Consider the following 19,803-nt stretch of genomic DNA (forward strand, 5'->3'; position numbering starts at 1 on the left):
AACACTCCTTACAAAACCAAATTTTTGACATTGTCCTTTTGTATTTCTTGATATTCATTTACAGATAAAATGGACAAGCCGTTTATATTTACCTTTGACACAGCATTTAATGCCGCTTTTATAGTATCTATAGATGTAAAAAGAGGAATTCTATATTCTACTGATGTTCTTCTTAACTTAAATCCCGTATTATCAGGTTTTTTGCCTTTTGTCGGTGTATTTACTACAGCGTCAAAATATCCATCCTTCAGCAATTTTATTGCATTGTCAAGAGACATAATATTTACATGAATACCCATCAAACTCAAATACTTACCTGTCCTGTATGTGGCATATATTTCATAACCTAAGCCCTGCAATTTTTCTACTAAAGATACTGCTTCTTGAAAATCTCTTTCCGCTATTGAAAGAAGAATCTTACCTTTTTTAGATATTTTAAGGCCTGCTCCTTCTAAAGCTTTGTAAAGTGCTCCTTCATAGCTTAAATCTATACCCATTATTTCTCCAGTTGATTTCATTTCAGGACTTAGTGAAACTTCAACATCTGTCAATTTTTCCATAGAAAATACGGGAGCTTTTACAACCGTATATGGGGTCTGCGGCCATAAACCGCCTTTATAACCTAACTCTTTTAGCCTTTTGCCTAAGGCCACTTCTACTGCGAGTTTTACCATAGGTATACCCGTTGCTTTGCTCATAATAGGTACAGTACGTGAAGCTCTGGGATTTACTTCTAACACGTATACAGTGCCTTCTTTTACAGCAAATTGAATATTTATAAGTCCTTTTACATTTAAAGCTTTTGAAATCTTCTCTGTGTATTCGATAATAGTGTTTATCTCCCGTTCAGACAAATTTCTTGCAGGATATATTGAGAAACTATCTCCTGAATGCACTCCAGCTCTTTCTATGTGCTCCATTATTCCGGGTATTAATACACACTCACCATCTGAAACTGCATCAACTTCTACTTCTCTTCCATCTATATATTTATCTATTAAAACAGGTTTGCCTGGAGATACTTGGGTTGCATTTGAAACATAGTCGATTATCTCTTGAAGTGTGTTAACTTTTTCCATGGACTGACCGCCTATAACATAGGATGGCCTTACAAGAAGTGGAAAACCAAGTTTTAAGGCTATATCTTTTGCATCTCCTACTGTTAATGCATATTCGCCTTTAGGTTGATTGATGTTTAGCTCTTTTAAAAGTTTTGAGAATTTTTCCCTGTCTTCACTTATGTCAATGCTTTCATGCGATGTGCCTAATATTTTCACTCCGTTTTTGACTAACTCTTCTGTAAGATTTATCGCTGTCTGGCCGCCAAACATTACCATTACACCAAGTGGTTTTTCTTTTTCATATATGTTTAAAACATCCTCCAATGTAATAGGCTCAAAGTACAACCTGTCTCCCGTGTCAAAGTCTGTGCTGACAGTTTCAGGATTGTTGTTTATTATGATAGATTTAATTCCAGCATCTCTTAAAGCCCACAAGGCTTTAACAGAACAGTAATCAAACTCAATTCCCTGACCAATTCTTATAGGACCAGAGCCTATTACAATTACTTTTGGTATGTCATGGGTCTCAACTTCGTCTTCTTCGCCATAAGTTGAATATATATATTGTGTAACTGATTCAAATTCCGCTGCACAGGTATCTACCATTTTATAGGAAGGATATATGCTATATTCTTTTCTTAATGCTCTCACATCTTCTTCTTTAATTCCCTTTATTGTTGCAATTTCTCTGTCTGAAAATCCCATTCTCTTTGCTTTTTTAAGAATCTCTTCCCTTAACTCATTTTTCTCTATTTCCCTTTCCATATTTATAATATTTAAAAGCTTATTTAAAAACCATTTGTCTATTTTTGTAACGTCATTAATATAATCAATGTCTATATCGCGGCGAAGAGCTTCTGCTATATAAAATAGCCTCATGTCATTAGGAACTGATATGCCTTTTAGTATTTCTTCTGTTTTCATGCCTTTTATATTGTTTAATCGAAGGCCGTAAGCTTTTATCTCTAATGACCTTACGGCCTTCAAGAGGGAGGCTTCAAAAGACCTTTCTATTGCCATTACTTCTCCTGTCGCCTTCATCTGTGTACCTATTTTTCTATCAGTAGTATAAAATTTGTCAAAAGGCCATCTCGGTATTTTTGTCACAACATAATCCAGTGCAGGTTCAAAAAATGCAGTTGTTTTACCTGTTACAGGATTTTTTATTTCATCAAGTCTAAGCCCTATTGCAATTTTTGCAGCAACCTTTGCAATAGGATAACCTGTCGCTTTTGATGCCAGTGCGCTTGAACGACTAACCCTTGGGTTTACTTCTATAACATAGTATTTGTGGCTTTGGGGATCTAAAGCAAATTGGATATTACATCCTCCCTCAATTTTTAAAGCCTTGATTATTTTAATGCCTGCACTTCTTAACATTTGATATTCGTAATCTGACAAAGTCTGCACTGGCGCTACAACTATACTATCTCCTGTATGAACTCCTACTGGATCAAAATTTTCCATGCTGCAAATCGTAATACAATTATCAGCGGCATCTCTCATTACCTCAAACTCTATTTCTTTCCATCCGTACAGAGATTTTTCAACAAGCACTTCTCCAACCATGCTTTTTTTAAGACCTAAATCCACAATCGATATAAGTTCTTCGTCATTGTGGGCTATACCACCGCCTGTACCTCCGAGTGTATATGCAGGCCTTATTATCAAAGGATAACCGTAATTTTTAGCAAATTTAAGTGCATCCTCTACATTTGTGACTGTGATACTTTCAGCAACTGGCTCTCCTATTTCCTGCATTTTTCTTTTAAAAAGTTCTCTATCTTCTGCAGTTTTTATTGACTCAAAAGAAGTTCCTAAAAGTTTTACATTATATTTATCTAAAATTCCTTCTTCTTTAAGTCTGACAGCAAGATTAAGCCCTGTCTGTCCTCCTAAGGTAGCAAGAATTCCATCGGGTTTTTCTTTAGCTATTATTTTTTCAACTACAGAAACAGTAGGATTTTCAATATAAACAATATCTGCTATATCAGTATCAGTCATTATGGTAGCTGGATTGTTGTTTACCAGAACGACTTGTACCCCTTCTTCTTTTAAGGATTTACAGGCTTGGGTTCCTGAATAATCAAACTCCGCTGCTTGCCCTATTATAATAGGGCCTGAGCCTATTACCAGAACCTTACTAATATCCTTATACTTCGGCAAAATAAGACCTCCTTTTGTAAACCATGACTATATCCATGAATTTATCAAAAATATCTGTTGAATCACGGGGCCCAGGACATGCCTCAGGATGATACTGTACAGAAAAAACTGGCAGAAACCTATGCATAATGCCTTCTACTGTTCCATCGTTTAAGTTTATATGGGTTACAGTTATCTTGTCTTTATCTATTGACTCCTCTTCAACAGCGTATCCGTGGTTTTGAGAAGTTATATAGTCTTTATTTGTTAGTAAATCCTTAACAGGTTGATTTGCACCTCTGTGGCCAAATTTCATCTTTACTGTATTACATCCAAGAGCAAGGGCTATTATTTGATGCCCTAAGCATATTCCAAGCACAGGTTTTATACCTATAAAATGTTTAGTAAGTTCTATTGCATAAACTGCATCTTTAGGGTCTCCTGGTCCATTTGAAAGAAATATTGCATCGGGATTTATTTGCATAACATCATCATAACTTGTATTATAAGGAAACACATAAATATCAAACCCAACAGAATTTAGCATCTTTAAAATACTTTTCTTTGTGCCAAGGTCAATAAAAGCAAGTTTTGGGCCAATACCCGCTATACGATATGACCTTTTTGTAGAAACTTCTTCTAAAAGATTTGTTTGGTCAAATTCTATGTCGTCGTCAGGGTTACAAGTTATAATTCCTCTCATAGTTCCATTTTCTCTAAGCTTTTTTGTCAAAGCCCTTGTATCAATTCCCGATAATACTGGTATGTTGTGCTTATCAAGATAGCTTAAAAGCGACTCTTCACTTTGAAAATTACTAGGCTTATCGCAATATTCTCGTACCACAAATCCTCTTATATGAGGCTTTTCTGATTGAAAGTCGTATTTGTTAATACCGTAATTTCCTATTAAAGGGTATGTCATGACAACTATTTGGCCTGCATAGGAAGGATCTGTTATGGCTTCTTGATAGCCTGTCATCCCTGTAGTAAAAACAACTTCTCCATATCCTTTTTTGTTTTTGCTTATTAACTCACCTTCAAATATGTTTCCATCCTCAAGTTTCAAATAACCTTTCATACTAAAACCCCATTTCGTGTAAAACATCTTCCAGTATTATTATCGCCGTATCTATTTCCTCTTCTGTCACAGTAAGAGGAGGAACAAATCTTAAAACATTGTGGCTGATACAATTTATAAGTAAGCCTTTTTCCATTGCCTTTGTCACAATATCCGAAGCCTCTTCCATATCCATTTGACAGCCTATCATAAGGCCCTTTCCTCTCACCTCTTTTATGACACTGTATTTCTCCTTTAAATTTTTAAGTTTTCTCCTAAAATACTCGCCTTTTTGAGCCACACTATCTAAAAAGCCTTCCTTTGTTATCTCATTCATAACCGCAATTCCTGCAGCACAAGCTAGGGGATTTCCTCCAAAGGTTGAAGCGTGGTCTCCTGGTGAAAAAACTGATTTATCCTCTTTTGCAACAATTGCTCCTATTGGGAATCCTCCTCCCAATCCCTTTGCCAATGTCATAATGTCAGGAGTTACACCGTAATGCTCATATCCAAAAAGTTTTCCAGTTCTTCCTATACCTGTCTGAACTTCGTCTATTATAAAGAGAATATCATTTTCATCGCATATTTCTCTTGCCACCTTTATATATTCTGGTGTAGCTTCATGGATACCGCCTTCACCTTGCACTACTTCCAGCATAATTGCACATACTTCATCATCAATTGCTTCATAAAGAGCATCAATATCATTAAAGGGTACATATTTAAAACCAGAAAGAAGTGGACCAAAACCTTTGTGATACTTCTCTTGACCTGTTGCAGTCAATGCTCCAAAAGTTCTTCCATGAAAAGAATTTTTGGCAGATATAACTTTATACCTTTTATCACCGTATTTTAATGAGGCATATTTTCTGGCAAGTTTTATGGCGCCTTCATTTGCTTCTGCACCGCTGTTTGCAAAAAATACTCTATCTCCAAAGGAGTTTTCCGCAATTATCTTTGCAAGTTCTATCTGATTCTCATTCCAATAAAGATTAGAACAGTGTATAAGTTTTTCAGATTGGTTCTTTATAGCATCAACTAATGCCGGATGACAATGCCCCAGTGAATTTACTGCAATACCTGCGACAAAATCGAGATAGACATTTCCTTTGTCATCCCACACTTTTGTCCCTTTTCCCTCTATCAAGGTAATAGGGTATCTGCTGTAAGTATTCATTACATATTTCTTATTCTCAGAGATTATCATCGTCAAAACATTCCTTTCCTATCATAGTACCTATCCCTTCATCAGTAAAAATTTCAAGAAGCAGTGAATGTGTAAGCCTTCCGTCAATGATGTGAGCTCTTTTCACGCCATTTTCAACAGCTTTTATGCAACATTCAAGTTTTGGTATCATTCCACCGTTTATGCGTCCCGAATTCATAAATTCTTTTGCGTGCTCTAAGTCCATTCGGGATATTAGGCTACTTTTATCATTTATATTTGATAGAATTCCTTCGACATCTGTAAGTAAAATTAGTTTTTCAGCCTTTAATGCTTCTGCGATTTTCCCTGCTGCAGTATCCGCATTTACATTGTATGTTTCGCCGTCATCTCCGAAAGATGTCGGTGCAATAACAGGTATATAGCCTTTTTCCAGCATCATCGTTATTACATCTATGTTTACATCTACAATTTTTCCTACGTATCCTATGTCGCCGTTTGAGGTATCTTTTTCCGCCTTTAAAAGTCTCCCATCTTTCCCGCTTACGCCAATCGCCTGGCCCCCTAGTTCATTGATCAAGGATACAATTTCTTTGTTGATACGACCTGTCAGCACCATTTCAACAATCTCCATCGTGGCCTCGTCGGTAACCCTCAAGCCATTTACAAACTTTGATTCTATATCTAACCTCTCCAGCATTTTATTTATTTCTGGTCCACCGCCATGGACGACCACAGGGTTTAACCCTACAAATTTCATCAATACAATGTCCTGCATTACCATTCTTTTTAAATTGCAGTCTAACATTGCACTTCCACCGTATTTTATTACAACTGTCTTGCCGGAGAACTTTTTAATATAAGGGAGTGCTTCTATTAAAACATGGGCTTTTGCGATTTCGTCACCATATTTTTGCTTTCTAATCATGTTCTATAACTCCCGTTAATTTTTACATAGTCATAGCTTAAGTCGCACCCCCAAGAAGTCGCACTATATTCCCCGGCCTTCATATCTACGGTTACAGTAATCTCTTTTTCTTTTAAAATTTCTTTGGCTAAAGCCTCATCAAAAAAGATGTAACCTCCGTTTTCACAAACTTTAATTTCTCCTTTCATGCTTTTTAAATATATGTCAACTCTACTTGCGTCAAAATCTGCTCCTGAATATCCCACTGCCGCGAGAATCCTTCCCCAGTTGGCGTCTTCACCGAATATAGCTGTCTTTACAAGATTTGAGTTTACGATAGACTTTGCAGCTAATCTTGCATCTTTTTCAGTTTTTGCATTTATTACATTTACTTCCATGAACTTAGTTGCTCCTTCCCCATCCTTCACAATAAGTTTTGCAAGAGTTTTATTCACATACTCTAAGGCTTTATAAAACACATCAAATTCATGAGTCCCTTCTTCTATTATTTTGTTTTGCGCTTCCCCATTTGCAAGTATTATCGCTGTATCATTTGTGCTCATATCTCCATCAACAGAAATCATGTTATAAGTTTTGTCTACAGTTTCTTTAAAAGCTTTGTTTAATGCAACTTTAGTTATACTCGCATCTGTAAGTATAAAAGAAAGCATTGTCGCCATATTTGGATGTATCATACCTGACCCTTTTGCAAACCCTGTCATTGTAACAATTTTACCTTCTATTACAAACTTGGCTGTCACACCTTTTAAAAAAGTATCTGTTGTCATTATAGCTTCAGCCGCCTGGTACCCACCCTCTGTTGAAAGATTTTCTGCCGCAGCCTCAATCCCTTTTAAAACTTTTTCCATAGGAAGAGGTGCACCAATAACCCCTGTAGAACATACCAGCACATTTTCTTCATCTATTTTAAGAAGTTGTGACACTTTTTTTGCCATGTTAACAGCATCCTCAAAACCTTTTTCTCCTGTGCAGGCATTGGCATTGCCACTGTTTATAATGATCGCCTGTGCTATACCTTTTTCTATTCTTTTCATATCAAGAAGGACTGGCGCCGCTTTAACCTTATTCGTTGTAAATACAGCTGCTGCATTTGCCACTTTTTCTGAATATATGAGTGCGACATCTTTTTTGCTTTTTTTAATTCCTGCAAAGATACCGGAAGCCAAAAAGCCTTTCGGCAGTTCAATACTTCCTTCTAAAATCTCCAACTCTTTCATTATCAAATCCTCCAAATCCCTTTATTTTTTGTATGTGTTTTTATCTACGGATATATCGGAACTATATCAAGTCCAGTATTTTCATCCATTCCAAACATAATATTCATATTTTGCACTGCCTGTCCTGACGCCCCTTTAACGAGATTATCAATCGCAGACATAACTATTAAAGTATTAGTATGTTTATCAACTTCAAACCCTATGTGACAAAAATTCGACCCATAAACACTTTTTGTTGCGGGGTAATTGCCGGGTTGTAGCACTTTTACAAAATACTCATTTTTATAAAAATCGGTGTAAACATTATAAACAGTGTTTACATCCATATCTTTTTTTAGTTTACAATACATAGTACTTAAAATTCCTCTTGTCATTGGTGTGAGGTGGGGCGTAAACACAACAGACACTTTTTCACCAAAAACTTTTGAAAGTTCTTGCTCCATCTCTGGGATATGTCTGTGTTTTGCAACATTATACGCTTTTATGTTTTCATTGCATTCTGCATACATATTGTTATGGGAGGGATTGTGACCTGCCCCTGATACCCCTGACTTTGAATCAACAATTACATTCCCCTCTATTATGCCATTTGTAAGAAGAGGCATAAGCCCTAATATAACGCTTGTAGGATAACATCCAGGATTTCCAACAACTTGGGCCTCTTTTATGTCATCTCTATAAATTTCAGGGAGGCCATATACTCTTTTGATATCTCCATAATCCTCGTAATCTCCACTATACCATTCTTTATAGACAAAGTAATCGTCAAATCTAAAGTCAGCTCCTAAGTCAATCACCTTTACTCCTCTTTTTACAGCTTCTCTTGCTATTTTTGAAGCATGACCTGAAGGCAAAGCTGTAAATATAACGTCGCAATTCGATATTGCCTTTTCAACGTCGGCTTCTTCCAACTCTTTGTCGCAAAAGCCAATGAGGGATGAATAAACATCCGAAATTTCTTTGGTATTATAACTTTGAGAAGAAAGATATTTTATCTCTACCTTTTCGTGCTTTGAAAGTATTCTTATAAGTTCAACCCCCGTATAACCAGTTGCACCAAATATTCCTACCCTCACCATTTAAAGTACCTCCCTCTTTTACACCCTCGGTCATTAATTAATATATATACGTTTTAATTTATAATTATGCATAAAGTGTTAAAAAAATATTTGCATGCATAAATACAATATTTAATTTATAATTATACAACTTTTATTTTACATTATACCACCACAAAAAATTTTTTCAAGAGTTTTTCACAAAAAATTCTCGAATAGGTATAGACATATTTACCACTTAGAGAATAATTGCAAAAACATTGAAGAAGAAAACACCATAAAAAGAATAGAGGCTGCCCCCCTTCTATTTGGTATAATTAAAATGTGTGAAATTCTTTTTAAATGTCTCACAAACAGCAGAAATATAAAAAAGCGACTTGAGCAGGGCCAATGCCTCTTTTTCAGCTAATAAAGCTCTATATGCACCCTCTTGCCGCATTTTTTCAGGATTTGGGCCAGTTCCTCTACTATCTTGAGCTTGTCGCTTGCGCCTTCCGGCAGGTATGCATTCCGGTGGGCGGGATTGATCGCCCGCCCTACCAGAAAGCGGATGTGGGTGGAACGATTGACGAGCAGGTCTGCGAGTATTGAAGCTCCGTCCTTCTTTTTCCTTATATCGTCCAAGAAGTGGGGAGAAAAGGAATACGTGTTTATAAAATTTCTCAGTATCTCGACACACCTGCTTAAAGTTATCAAACCTTCGGTTACGAGGTCTATTCCCTCTATACTACCGACGGGAGGTATCGCCGGGTCGGCATAGTCCATATTTGTGACTACTTTCCTTCCAGTTTCCCTAGAAACAATATTCGCAGTAGTACCTCCGCAGACCACCTTTCTGCCTTCGCTGCCAATAAGTTTTTTCACGACTTCTGTATCCTTTGACCTATCTTCAGGGGGCCCAACTAGTACCGTGAGCAGCTCCGACTTTCTTAAACCTACTCCCACGACCGTGGTATCGTCCCCCGGATTACCGGAATAAAGGTGGCTACACGTTTTGATTAGCTGGTCCACCATCTCCGACACGAAATATCCCCTTCTGTCAAGCCTCTGCAGGTATTCGGCCACATTGGGCCACTGCCATCCCAGGTTCAGGATACCTCCCACCCCTGCGTGAATGACTCCGTCGCTTACCAGGAATATTTTATCCCCCGGAAAGGCTTCGAACTGGTACTCCAGAATCCTCCTCTCTTCCACTCTCAGTTCCCTGTAAGGTAGCTTAAGAACCTTTCCGTCCCGGATGTAGATCACAGCTGGATTATCAAATTCAAAAAGCCTTCCCTCTCCGTCATCGTTAATCTCGAGAATGGAAAAAGTGGAGTAAGCAAGCTGCCGGATCCGGCACACTGGGAGAGTATTAATCAGGGTCCTGACCACTTCTTCTATGGAAGCCCTGTTTTTTATCATGGTAGAAGCAATCCTTACGGTAAGGGTGGAAAGTATACTGGCCTTTACCCCGCTCCCCAGGCCATCGGCCATTACGGCAATTATGCCGTCTTCGGATTGCACAACCTCAACGCTGTCCCCGCACAGCTCTTCTCCTTTTTTGGTAAGGCTTTTGGTGAATACTTCGGCGTAGACCTTCATTTTTCTTCTTCCCTGCCTTTAACCAGTTCTATAAGCTTAAGGAGCAGCATCTTGCTCTCCGCCGTCGTCTCTCCCAGCAGTCCCGCTATTTCTTGGGCGACGCGCATCTGCCTGTTTATTACTTCCTGAGCCTTCTCCAGGGTCTCCTCCCTGACCTTTTCTAATTCCATCCTCTGCTTTTCTTGTTCGGTAATATCCTGAATAATCGCCAGTACCAGGTCCTCTTCCCCGATATAGCATATAGTCTGGAGGGTGGTTAAAGAATTCCGGGAATAGTTCACCTTTTTATCCTGCAGGTTGGTTTTATTGGCCATTACCCAGGCAAAATCCCTGTCGTCGATGACGGTCGAAAGGGGCTTCCCCTGGACCTGTTCCTTTTCAACACTGAACATTTTTTCTGCCGCTCTGTTTATTTCCTTTATATTCAAATTACTGTCTACCAGAATGATGCCGTTCGGGGTGTGGTCTATGATCAGGTTGGCTAGGGATTCGGCCCTGGACCTCATGTAGGGGATGCACATGTCCGGCTCCGCCATTCCTTGGTAAACAGCTTCGGCTTTTTTACGACAGGTAGGATATCCACACGCCCCACAATTCAATTCTTTTTCGGGAGTTGTTTTACCTATTAAAGCCAGTATTTCTCTTATCTCTGATTCAGTTGGCGTAGGTGCTTTAAAGGCCTTCGGCTCGAAAGACCTCCTGAGGTCAATACCAGCCGCATAAGCCTTTATATTCTCATACCCTTGCTGCTGTTGATTATTTTCAATAAATGAAAGCAACCTTTCCCTTCTTTCATAAAGGGAACTGCCGGACGGCATCAAAGGCCCGGCGATACATCCGCCTCTGCACGCCATCATCTCAAATAGCCGGCCGCTCACGCTTCCCCTCTCCAGGGCGTCTAAAAACTCCATGCACTCCTCTATACCGTCCACGACTACGACCTCGCGGGACAAGAGGTTATAGTTGATTGAAGAAGTCTTCAAAAGCCCACCGGGCAAGGGATAGCTCCTGGCAATAAAGGGCTCCCAGGCGCCTTCTAGCTGTCCGGAGTCCGCCCCGGGGCCCACAGAGGCTTTTTCATCTATCCAATCCATCAATTCCCGGAAGGTCAGTACTGCATCTACATCGCCCAAAACGCTCCGATCCCGGGCTTCAGCCTTTTTAGCGATGCAAGGGCCTATAAACACGACCTTAACGTCCCACCCGTATCTTTGCTTCAACAACCTTGCGTGGGCCACCATCGGGGATACCACCGGAGCTAGATTACCTATAAGTCCCGGGTAGTATTTCTCTGCCAGATTCTTCACAACCGGGCAGGTCGTGGTTATGAGGGGGCCATTATGCCCCTCTTTGATCAACCGGCGGTATTCCAAGGATACCAGTTCGGCGCCCACCGCTGTTTCCTCGGCTCCATAAAACCCGAGGCTCTTCAGTATGGAAAACATTTCGCGGGGGGAATCCACGTCGAAGGCGGCGGGGTATGAGGGGGCGATGGAGGCTATGACCTTTTCCCCAGCCTGTATGAATTGCTTTATGGTATTCAGGTCGTTTCTCGCCTTCTTGGCATTTTGGGGGCACTCGATGACACACCTTCCGCAGTACACGCACAGCCCTGGCCGCCAGCTATTTTTATGGCCTTGACCGGACAGTGCCTGACGCACCGATAACAGTTTTTGCAGTTTGCCGGGGATACACTGATTACATCCAAAATTAATCCTCCTTCCAGTTACCGTTCTTTACGGCTTCAAGAAGCCCAGCCACATCTTTCGGAGCCACGGAAGTAAAATATCTATCCCCAACCTTTACCGTTACCCCTTCAGTACACCTTCCCAAGCAGAATCCCGCCTTTAGTTCCACGCTGTTTTCCAGACCGTAAAAAGGAATCAGCCTTTCGAACTCCTTGATCACCTCGTAAGCCCCTTTCAAATGACAGGAACTCCCCACGCAAACCGTTATCTCAACCATAAGGCACCCCCTTATAAAAGCTGATAATCACTCTCTCCATCTTTCGCGTCTGCTTTTTCTATAAACTTGCCTCTTACCTCCGCTATCAGAATCAAAGTACAGTTTTCAATATAAAAAGTTGCTTCAAGGATTATTCTATCTTCAAGGTTGTTTTCGTATAAATAGATACCTGCACTCGTTTACCTGTACTCGTTTCGCACTTCCTCTAAAGCCTTATTCTTCAAATTTGTTAAATTTTTTACAAGTTAAGGAAAAATATCTGTTAGATTATTAACACTCTTAGTTAATTATACATAATACACATGTACGTATCAAGATTTGTAAATAAGTACAATTATAATTCCATTAAGTTCCTGCAATATTAAAATCTATTTCTTTTTTAGAAACTTTTAAATATTATTTTCCCTATATCATTAATAAAATCTATTACAATAGATAACCCCTTTCTGTGATTTTGTTTTTTGCCAATTCTATCTTATCACAGGAGTTTTTTCTAGTTCTTTTTACTTAAAAAAATTTATCTATAAATTTTATAAATTGCAATATTAAATGCAACACTTAATGAAAATCATGTAGATATAGGATTTGGGACAAATCATATATAACCTTAAGCCCATCTTAGTTAACAAATTGAGCGAAGGTCGTAATTTGTCAAGGGTTTAAGTCAGGCGAAGCCTGCCCCTTGACAAATCACGAGCGAGCTCTATACTTTATAAGAGATGGGCTTAACAGATTTTTGCCAGTTCCTCATAAAAGCATTCTTTAGGTGTTTTATAATTTAACAATTTTCGTGGAAGGTTATTAAGCCAATTTTCTACTCTCTTTATCGTATCTATAGATAAATCTTTAATACTTTTTCCTTTAGGGATAAAACGTCGTATAAGACCATTATGTCGTTCATTCGTAGCTCTTTCCCAAGATGAATATGGATGTGTATAATATACTTCTACCCCATATTCTAAAAGAGTACTTTCTAAATCACTAAACTCTGTACCATTATCAGATGTTATGGTTTTAAATACTTTGTTTAAATTATCACCAAATATATCTTTTAATTTTGATAGTGCATCTTTAACAGATTTGCTGTCTTTTGCATCTAAAAGAAATATTATTTCATGGCGAGTCTTACGCTCTGTTAATGTCAAAAGGACCTTGTCATTAGACTTCTTGCCAATTAACGTATCTATTTCCCAATGTTCAAAAACTTCACGGCTTTCAACTTCTTTAGGCCTAAAATCAATACTTTTACCCATAATACGTTTATTTTTACGGTTTTGCTTCTTCCTTGGTTTTAAACGTAGTTTTAAAGGTAAATCAATGTTTTTAACTTTTAATAATCCTCTATCTATATAGTTGTAGAGTGTTTTAGTACAAACAATGGTTTTATTATTCCAGCTTGGGTCCTTCTTACAATAACCTACAACTGCATCCGGCGACCATTTTTCATGTAATATTTTATTTTCAGCATATTTCAAAAAATCTTCTGCTTTAGCTGCTTTAAATTTAGCTCCACAATTTGAACGATTTTTTTCGTAGACAGCCTGACCAGTTTCAGGGAAATAGCTTGTATAAGAAGACAAATCACTTCTAAGTTGTGTAGTAGTTCCACGTTTAATTTCACGGCTTATGGTACTTGGAGATCGATTAAGTTTTTTAGCAATATACCGAATACTCCTTCCTTCCTTGAGTAATGCATAGATTTCTCCTCGTTCATAGCTACTTAAGTGTTTAAAAGAACGCTTTTTTGTGGTACAATTATTATGAACCATAGTGAAAATCCTCCTTGTATGATGTTGATTTGACACCTATATCATACATGATTTTCACTATGGTTTCTATTTTTTATCTGTTGCATTTAATTATACAACTAACCTATCTATAAATTTTATACTACGTCCAAATAAATTGTTGACAAAGCTTTAACAATGTGTTATTTTATAATTGTATACTGTATACAATTATAAAATAAATTAATAATCAATGGGAGGTATCTCAACAATGAAAGGTTTTGCAATGCTTAGTATCGGTAAGGTTGGCTGGATTGAGAAAGAAAAGCCTACTCCAGGCCCATTTGACGCTATCGTAAGACCTCTAGCTGTTGCCCCTTGCACTTCGGACATTCATACCGTTTTTGAAGGTGCTATAGGTGAAAGACATAACATGATACTCGGTCACGAAGGTGTAGGTGAAGTAGTTGAAGTAGGTAGTGAGGTAAAAGATTTCAAACCTGGTGATCGCGTTGTTGTGCCAGCTATTACCCCTGATTGGCGTACTTCTGAAGTACAAAGAGGATATCACCAGCACTCCGGTGGAATGCTGGCAGGCTGGAAATTTTCAAATATAAAAGACGGCGTCTTCGCCGAATTTTTCCATGTGAACGATGCTGACATGAATTTAGCACATCTGCCTAAGGAAATTCCATTGGAAGCTGCAGTTATGATTCCAGATATGATGACTACCGGCTTTCACGGAGCCGAACTGGCAGAAATAGAATTAGTTGCAACGGTGGCGGTTTTGGGTATTGGCCCAGTAGGTCTTATGGCAGTCGCTGGTGCCAAATTGCGGGGTGCTGGAAGAATTATTGCAGTAGGCAGTAGACCTGTTTGTGTAGATGCTGCAAAATACTATGGAGCTACTGATATTGTAAACTATAAAAATGGTCCTATCGACAGTCAGATTATGGATTTAACTGAAGGTAAAGGCGTCGATGCTGCCATCATCGCTGGAGGAAATGCTGACATTATGGCTACGGCAGTTAAGATTGTTAAACCTGGCGGCACCATCGCTAATGTAAATTATTTTGGTGAAGGAGATGTTTTGCCTGTTCCTCGTCTTGAATGGGGTTGCGGCATGGCTCATAAAGCTATAAAAGGCGGTTTATGCCCTGGTGGACGTCTAAGAATGGAAAGACTGATTGACCTTGTTTTTTATAAGCGTGTCGATCCTTCCAAACTCGTCACTCATGTTTTTCAAGGATTTGATAATATTGAAAAAGCTCTAATGCTGATGAAAGATAAACCAAAAGACCTAATCAAACCTGTTGTAATATTAGCATAAAAATGGGGACTTAAACCCCCATTTTTATGCTAATAAGACTAAAAGCACTGGTTTTTTATATGACACATCGGCCGGCAAAGTTTTGGTAAAAAATAACAAAAACGCTGTTTTCATAACATTTTTATTCCATTAACACTGATACTATCATTGAAAGTAGCAGAGAACTATTAAAATCTTATTATCACAGAAATAGAAAAAGGAGGACTATTATGTTCAAAATATTAGAAAAAAGAGAACTGGCACCTTCCATTAAGTTGTTTGTAATAGAGGCACCACTAGTGGCTAAAAAAGCAAGGCCAGGCCAATTCGTTATACTAAGGATAAAAGAAGGAGGAGAAAGAATTCCTCTTACTATTGCAGATTACAATTCAGAAAATGGCACTGTCACAATAGTATTCCAAGAAGTAGGTAAAACCACCCGGGAGTTAGGAACTCTAGAAGCTGGAGACTATATTCAGGACTTTGTTGGGCCTTTAGGTGTACCGGTGGAGTTTCCTAATCACAAGAAAGTTTTAGGAATAGGCGGAGGTCTTGGTATTGCTCCACTTTATCCTAAACTCAAAATGCTTCATCAGCAGGGGGTAGAAGTAGTTTCTATTATAGGTGCTAGGACAGCTGAATTGCTAATCTTAGAAGAAGAGATAAAAGCTGTTAGCGACAGGATGTATATCTGTACCGACGATGGCTCAAAAGGCCGCCATGGGTTTGTCACAGTAGTACTTAAAGAGCTTTTAGAACAAGGCGAAAAATTTGATGAGATTATTATCATAGGTCCCCCGATTTTGATGAAAATAGGAAGCGAAATTACCAAGCCTTATGGCATACCCACTATGGTGAGCCTTAATCCCATAATGGTAGACGGCACAGGCATGTGCGGTGGGTGTCGTGTCACCGTAGACGGAGAAATCAAATTTGCTTGCGTTGATGGTCCGGCTTTCGACGGCCATAAAGTAGATTTCGATGAACTAATAAAAAGATTGGCCACTTATAAGGAGGAAGAAAAAATTTCCCTCGAAAGATTTAATGAAGCTCATGAATGCAAATTAATCAACAAAATAGAAGGAGCTGATAAAGATGCCGTTAAATAGAAGCAAAAAGAAAACACCCATGCCTACCCAAAAGCCTGAAGTCCGCAGGTGTAATTTTAACGAAGTAGCTTTGGGCTATTCGGAAGAAGAGGCAGTTAGTGAAGCCCAGAGGTGCCTTCAGTGTAAAAAACCAGGATGTGTTGAAGGGTGCCCCGTTCAGGTACAAATTCCCCAGTTTATAAAACGTATTGCAGAAAGAGATTTTGAAGGAGCTATAAAGATTATAAAAGAAACCAACAGCTTGCCCGCCATATGTGGCAGAGTCTGTCCACAAGAAGCACAATGCGAGAAAAACTGTGTTTTGGGCAAAGTAGGTGAACCTGTGGCCATAGGTCGCCTAGAACGGTTTGCAGCAGACTGGGAGAGAACAAAAGGTATCCGTCCCCCGGTAATTCCTAAAAAGCTTGGTAAAAAAGTGGCCATCATCGGTTCCGGGCCCGCCGGTCTCACCTGTGCAGGAGATTTGGCTAAACTCGGCTATGATGTAACGATCTTTGAAGCTCTTCACAAACCCGGCGGCGTACTAGTATACGGTATTCCTGAATTCAGGCTACCGAAAATTATAGTGGAACAAGAAGTAAAGTTTATACAACAGCTGGGCGTAGAAATTAAAACCAACATGGTTATGGGCAAAGTTCTGACGATAGACGACCTTTTTGAAATGGGGTATGAGGCTGTCTTTATCAGCACAGGAGCTGGCCTCCCGAAATTTATGGGCATACCTGGTGAAAACTACCTTGGCGTGTATTCAGCCAACGAGTTTCTAACCAGAATAAACCTGATGAAAGCCTATTCTTTTCCCAACACTGACACCCCCATAAAGGTAGGCAAAAAAGTAGCAGTAATAGGGGGTGGCAATGTAGCTATGGATGCAGCCAGGTCTGCCCTAAGAATGGGAGCTGACGAAGTTCATATTGTGTATCGCCGTTCTGAAGAAGAAATGCCCGCAAGAAAAGAAGAATTCGAGAACGCTAAAGAGGAAGGTATTATATTTGATTTCCTCACAAATCCAGTGAGAATAACAGGTAACGAAAATGGTTGGGTCAAAGGTATTGAGTGTATCCGCATGGAACTTGGAGAGCCTGACGCTTCGGGTCGTCGCCGTCCAGTTCCTATAACGGGTTCTGAATTTATTATGGATGTTGATACGGTAGTAATCGCCATAGGTACTGGCCCTAATCCCCTTCTCACAAAGACCACTGAAGGCTTAGAACTTACAAAACACGGTTATATCGCTGTCGATGAAGATGGAAGAACTTCCAGAGAAGGGGTATGGGCTGGAGGCGATATTGTAACGGGTTCAGCTACTGTAATTTTGGCCATGGGTGCCGGAAAAAAAGCAGCTCGTTCCATCCATGAATACCTACAAAACAAAAAATGGCGGTAAACATCTTTCGGTAAACTAAAGAGACGATAGCAAGACGGCACTATGGAAGGATATACATCCAGCTATCGTCTCTTTTATTTGTGAATTTATCATTTTACCTGCTCACTTATTTCCTGTTCTGCAATCGTTTTTAAAATTTTGTTGTCACATCTACTAATAAAAACTTTATACTGTTTTCTTCCTTTTTCTACTATTTGCCAAATCGTAATAATGCTGTAACATTTTAATTTCATTTTTCTATTTTTTAACGTGATGTCTCTTCCTTAAATTCTCCTTTACAAATATATATCCAAAAATCAACATAATACTAAAAGCCAATAGAGAATTATATAAAAACATCAGTTTTATCCCATAAATATCACTTAAAAATCCTCCAAGTAAACTTCCCGTAATCCTTGAAATCCCCATGCCAATAAGATTGTTCATAGTCTGTCCTGAAGCCTTAAGCTCATTTGGCACTTCCTGGTTAATGTATGTCACCATGGAGTAGTATAAAACTATAAATATCGTACCATGCAAAAGTTGAAGAGGCAAAAACATATACGGACTTTTTACTAAAAATATCAAAAGCCATCTTATTCCTGCAACAAAAGTTGCCCCTAATAAAGCATTGCGAGTTCCTATCTTTTTAAGTACTTTATCGGCATAAAGTAAAAAGGGAATTTCACTCATGGCAGAAATAAAATAATTCCAACCCAAAAGGCTATTACTCCCACCTAATTGTTTAAAATAAATAGGAAAGTAAGTGTAATAAAAACCAAGAGTAACCTGCACTAAAAAGTTTAAAACTATAAGTATCACTAAATTTTTATTTGAGAAAAGATTCCAAATCGACACATGTGTTCTTCCAAACTGATGGCCTTTAACGATTGGCAATTTGAACACTATCATAAAAGCTAAAAACATTACAATAATGTTAAGGGCAAAAATGCTCCTAATATACTTCTGGGCAAAAAATCCTGCAATTACTGACATCACTGCATATCCTATAGTCCCTGCCATTCTTATAGGACCAAATTTTTGACCAGTCTCGCTTAAATATTCCAGCGTTATTGTATCTCCAATAGGACCAGTTGAGGTTTGAAAAAATGTAAAAAGAGCAATTACAAAAACCAAATAATAAAAATTAGCAGAAAGAGGATATAAAGCCATTGTCAATATGCTCAACAAAAATAAAAGCTGTAAAACAATATTTTTTGATTTTGCCCTGTCACTTGTAATGCCCCAAAAAGGCTGAGCTAATATCGCTACAAAAGGCCCCAATGACATAAGTACGCCAATGGCTCCTTTGCTATAACCTATGTAATCCAAATAAACTGGCAAAAAGGTGCCATAAATTGCACCGCTCATAAAGAAAACAGCATAATAAAGGATTAAATAATAGTAAATCTTCTTTGTGGACATATGCTACCTCCTCTTTACCAAAAAGAAAGAGCCAATAAAGGCTCTAACTTTTTATTCTTCCACTATTGCATAAGCCCTTGTAAAAGCACCATCTGCTCCTTCAATTAAAATAGGAGCTGCAGAAAACCACACTCTCTTTTGACTTATTTTATCGAGATTATTAAGATTTTCTATTATTATGATATTACTCGCCAATAAAATTTTGTGAACTGGAAAAGTGATATCATCTCTTACAGGGTCTGGAGAAATAAAATCTAGGCCAACAGCTTTCACCTTGTGCTTTACCAGCTCTTTAGCCAATTCCTCTGAAAGATAAGGTGACTTTTTTATATATTCTTCTTTATCCCAAAGTCTTGAGTACCCTGTTCTAAAAAGAACTATATTTCCTTCTCTTATCTCATGTCCTTTTAAAACATCTGGCCCAATTTCAAATGAATCTTTTACATCTACATCTACAATTACTGCCTCTCCCATAAATGTATCTATGGAAATTTGGTCAATTGTCTTCTCTCCTTTTATCATATGGGCTGGAGCATCACAATGAGTACCTATATGATTTATCCCATAGAGAAAATAAATAAAATTATAATTTGTATCTCCTATAGAATTAATATCAATTGGCAACGTCCCCGGATAAGTCGTCATCCCGACTCTATAAGGATGTGTCAAATCAATTATTCTTTTCAA

14 protein-coding genes and 1 pseudogene are annotated in these 19,803 nt (G+C 38.5%); 3 read left to right on the top strand and 12 right to left on the bottom strand.

Annotated features, from left to right (window positions below):
* Positions 1-8: 8 nt before the first annotated feature.
* The 10 genes and pseudogenes from carB to THEWI_RS12540 all read right to left on the bottom strand — a co-directional run bounded on the left by carB (position 9) and on the right by THEWI_RS12540 (position 13,949).
* Entirely contained in the window at positions 9-3,227 is a 3,219-nt protein-coding gene (carB, locus tag THEWI_RS12495; RefSeq protein WP_014063640.1) for a carbamoyl-phosphate synthase (glutamine-hydrolyzing) large subunit, read from the bottom strand.
* On the bottom strand, positions 3,214-4,284 hold the full coding sequence (carA, locus tag THEWI_RS12500) for a glutamine-hydrolyzing carbamoyl-phosphate synthase small subunit (RefSeq protein ID WP_041589262.1): 1,071 nt from the start codon (positions 4,282-4,284) through the stop codon (positions 3,214-3,216). Before carA ends, carB begins: the two co-directional genes overlap by 14 nt.
* A 1-nt stretch (position 4,285) precedes the next feature.
* The gene (locus tag THEWI_RS12505) at positions 4,286-5,470 is read right to left on the bottom strand and encodes an acetylornithine transaminase (RefSeq protein WP_014063642.1); all 1,185 of its coding nucleotides are present in this window, start codon (positions 5,468-5,470) and stop codon (positions 4,286-4,288) included.
* Complete coding sequence (argB, locus tag THEWI_RS12510; protein ID WP_014063643.1) at positions 5,457-6,356, bottom strand: acetylglutamate kinase; 900 nt, start codon at positions 6,354-6,356, stop codon at positions 5,457-5,459. Before argB ends, THEWI_RS12505 begins: the two co-directional genes overlap by 14 nt.
* The gene (argJ, locus tag THEWI_RS12515) at positions 6,353-7,573 is read right to left on the bottom strand and encodes a bifunctional glutamate N-acetyltransferase/amino-acid acetyltransferase ArgJ (protein ID WP_014063644.1); all 1,221 of its coding nucleotides are present in this window, start codon (positions 7,571-7,573) and stop codon (positions 6,353-6,355) included. Before argJ ends, argB begins: the two co-directional genes overlap by 4 nt.
* Positions 7,574-7,617: 44 nt before the next feature.
* On the bottom strand, positions 7,618-8,652 hold the full coding sequence (gene argC, locus THEWI_RS12520) for an N-acetyl-gamma-glutamyl-phosphate reductase (RefSeq protein WP_014063645.1): 1,035 nt from the start codon (positions 8,650-8,652) through the stop codon (positions 7,618-7,620).
* Between the two features lie 384 nt (positions 8,653-9,036).
* Entirely contained in the window at positions 9,037-10,215 is a 1,179-nt protein-coding gene (locus tag THEWI_RS12525; protein WP_014063293.1) for a PP2C family protein-serine/threonine phosphatase, read from the bottom strand.
* Positions 10,212-11,923: pseudogene (locus THEWI_RS12530) on the bottom strand ([Fe-Fe] hydrogenase large subunit C-terminal domain-containing protein). The gene THEWI_RS12525 and the pseudogene THEWI_RS12530 overlap by 4 nt, the downstream one beginning before the upstream one ends.
* Before the next feature lie 2 nt (positions 11,924-11,925).
* A complete protein-coding gene (locus tag THEWI_RS12535) occupies positions 11,926-12,180 on the bottom strand; it encodes a (2Fe-2S) ferredoxin domain-containing protein (RefSeq protein WP_014063647.1) in 255 nt (84 codons plus the stop codon).
* Between the two features lie 725 nt (positions 12,181-12,905).
* On the bottom strand, positions 12,906-13,949 hold the full coding sequence (locus THEWI_RS12540; protein ID WP_014063648.1) for an IS30 family transposase: 1,044 nt from the start codon (positions 13,947-13,949) through the stop codon (positions 12,906-12,908).
* Between the two features lie 229 nt (positions 13,950-14,178).
* Between THEWI_RS12540 and THEWI_RS12545 the strand changes: the two genes are divergently transcribed.
* From THEWI_RS12545 to gltA, 3 genes are all read left to right on the top strand, one after another.
* Positions 14,179-15,237 carry an NADP-dependent isopropanol dehydrogenase gene (locus THEWI_RS12545; RefSeq protein WP_014063649.1) on the top strand — a complete coding sequence of 353 codons (1,059 nt, stop codon included), beginning with the start codon at positions 14,179-14,181 and terminating at the stop codon, positions 15,235-15,237.
* A 209-nt stretch (positions 15,238-15,446) separates the two neighbouring features.
* On the top strand, positions 15,447-16,325 hold the full coding sequence (locus THEWI_RS12550; RefSeq protein WP_014063650.1) for a sulfide/dihydroorotate dehydrogenase-like FAD/NAD-binding protein: 879 nt from the start codon (positions 15,447-15,449) through the stop codon (positions 16,323-16,325).
* The gene (gene gltA, locus THEWI_RS12555; protein WP_014063651.1) at positions 16,312-17,712 is read left to right on the top strand and encodes an NADPH-dependent glutamate synthase; all 1,401 of its coding nucleotides are present in this window, start codon (positions 16,312-16,314) and stop codon (positions 17,710-17,712) included. Before THEWI_RS12550 ends, gltA begins: the two co-directional genes overlap by 14 nt.
* A gap of 237 nt (positions 17,713-17,949) precedes the next feature.
* Here the strand turns inward: gltA and THEWI_RS12560 are convergent, their stop codons facing one another.
* The gene (locus THEWI_RS12560; RefSeq protein WP_014063652.1) at positions 17,950-19,116 is read right to left on the bottom strand and encodes an MFS transporter; all 1,167 of its coding nucleotides are present in this window, start codon (positions 19,114-19,116) and stop codon (positions 17,950-17,952) included.
* 51 nt (positions 19,117-19,167) lie between these two features.
* A complete protein-coding gene (locus THEWI_RS12565) occupies positions 19,168-19,803 on the bottom strand; it encodes a cyclase family protein (RefSeq protein WP_014063653.1) in 636 nt (211 codons plus the stop codon).

This window comes from Thermoanaerobacter wiegelii Rt8.B1 (genome assembly GCF_000147695.2).
In the GTDB taxonomy this organism is placed as follows: Bacteria; Bacillota; Thermoanaerobacteria; order Thermoanaerobacterales; family Thermoanaerobacteraceae; genus Thermoanaerobacter; species Thermoanaerobacter ethanolicus.

Coding starts and splice junctions, on each gene's coding strand:
- THEWI_RS12540 (WP_014063648.1), bottom strand. CDS start 13,949: ATGGTTCATAATAATTGTACCACAAAAAAGCGTTCTTTTAAACACTTA.
- argB (WP_014063643.1), bottom strand. CDS start 6,356: ATGATTAGAAAGCAAAAATATGGTGACGAAATCGCAAAAGCCCATGTT.
- gltA (WP_014063651.1), top strand. CDS start 16,312: ATGCCGTTAAATAGAAGCAAAAAGAAAACACCCATGCCTACCCAAAAG.
- argJ (WP_014063644.1), bottom strand. CDS start 7,573: ATGAAAGAGTTGGAGATTTTAGAAGGAAGTATTGAACTGCCGAAAGGC.
- THEWI_RS12525 (WP_014063293.1), bottom strand. CDS start 10,215: ATGAAGGTCTACGCCGAAGTATTCACCAAAAGCCTTACCAAAAAAGGA.
- THEWI_RS12535 (WP_014063647.1), bottom strand. CDS start 12,180: ATGGTTGAGATAACGGTTTGCGTGGGGAGTTCCTGTCATTTGAAAGGG.
- THEWI_RS12505 (WP_014063642.1), bottom strand. CDS start 5,470: ATGATAATCTCTGAGAATAAGAAATATGTAATGAATACTTACAGCAGA.
- THEWI_RS12550 (WP_014063650.1), top strand. CDS start 15,447: ATGTTCAAAATATTAGAAAAAAGAGAACTGGCACCTTCCATTAAGTTG.
- THEWI_RS12560 (WP_014063652.1), bottom strand. CDS start 19,116: ATGTCCACAAAGAAGATTTACTATTATTTAATCCTTTATTATGCTGTT.
- THEWI_RS12545 (WP_014063649.1), top strand. CDS start 14,179: ATGAAAGGTTTTGCAATGCTTAGTATCGGTAAGGTTGGCTGGATTGAG.
- argC (WP_014063645.1), bottom strand. CDS start 8,652: ATGGTGAGGGTAGGAATATTTGGTGCAACTGGTTATACGGGGGTTGAA.
- carA (WP_041589262.1), bottom strand. CDS start 4,284: ATGAAAGGTTATTTGAAACTTGAGGATGGAAACATATTTGAAGGTGAG.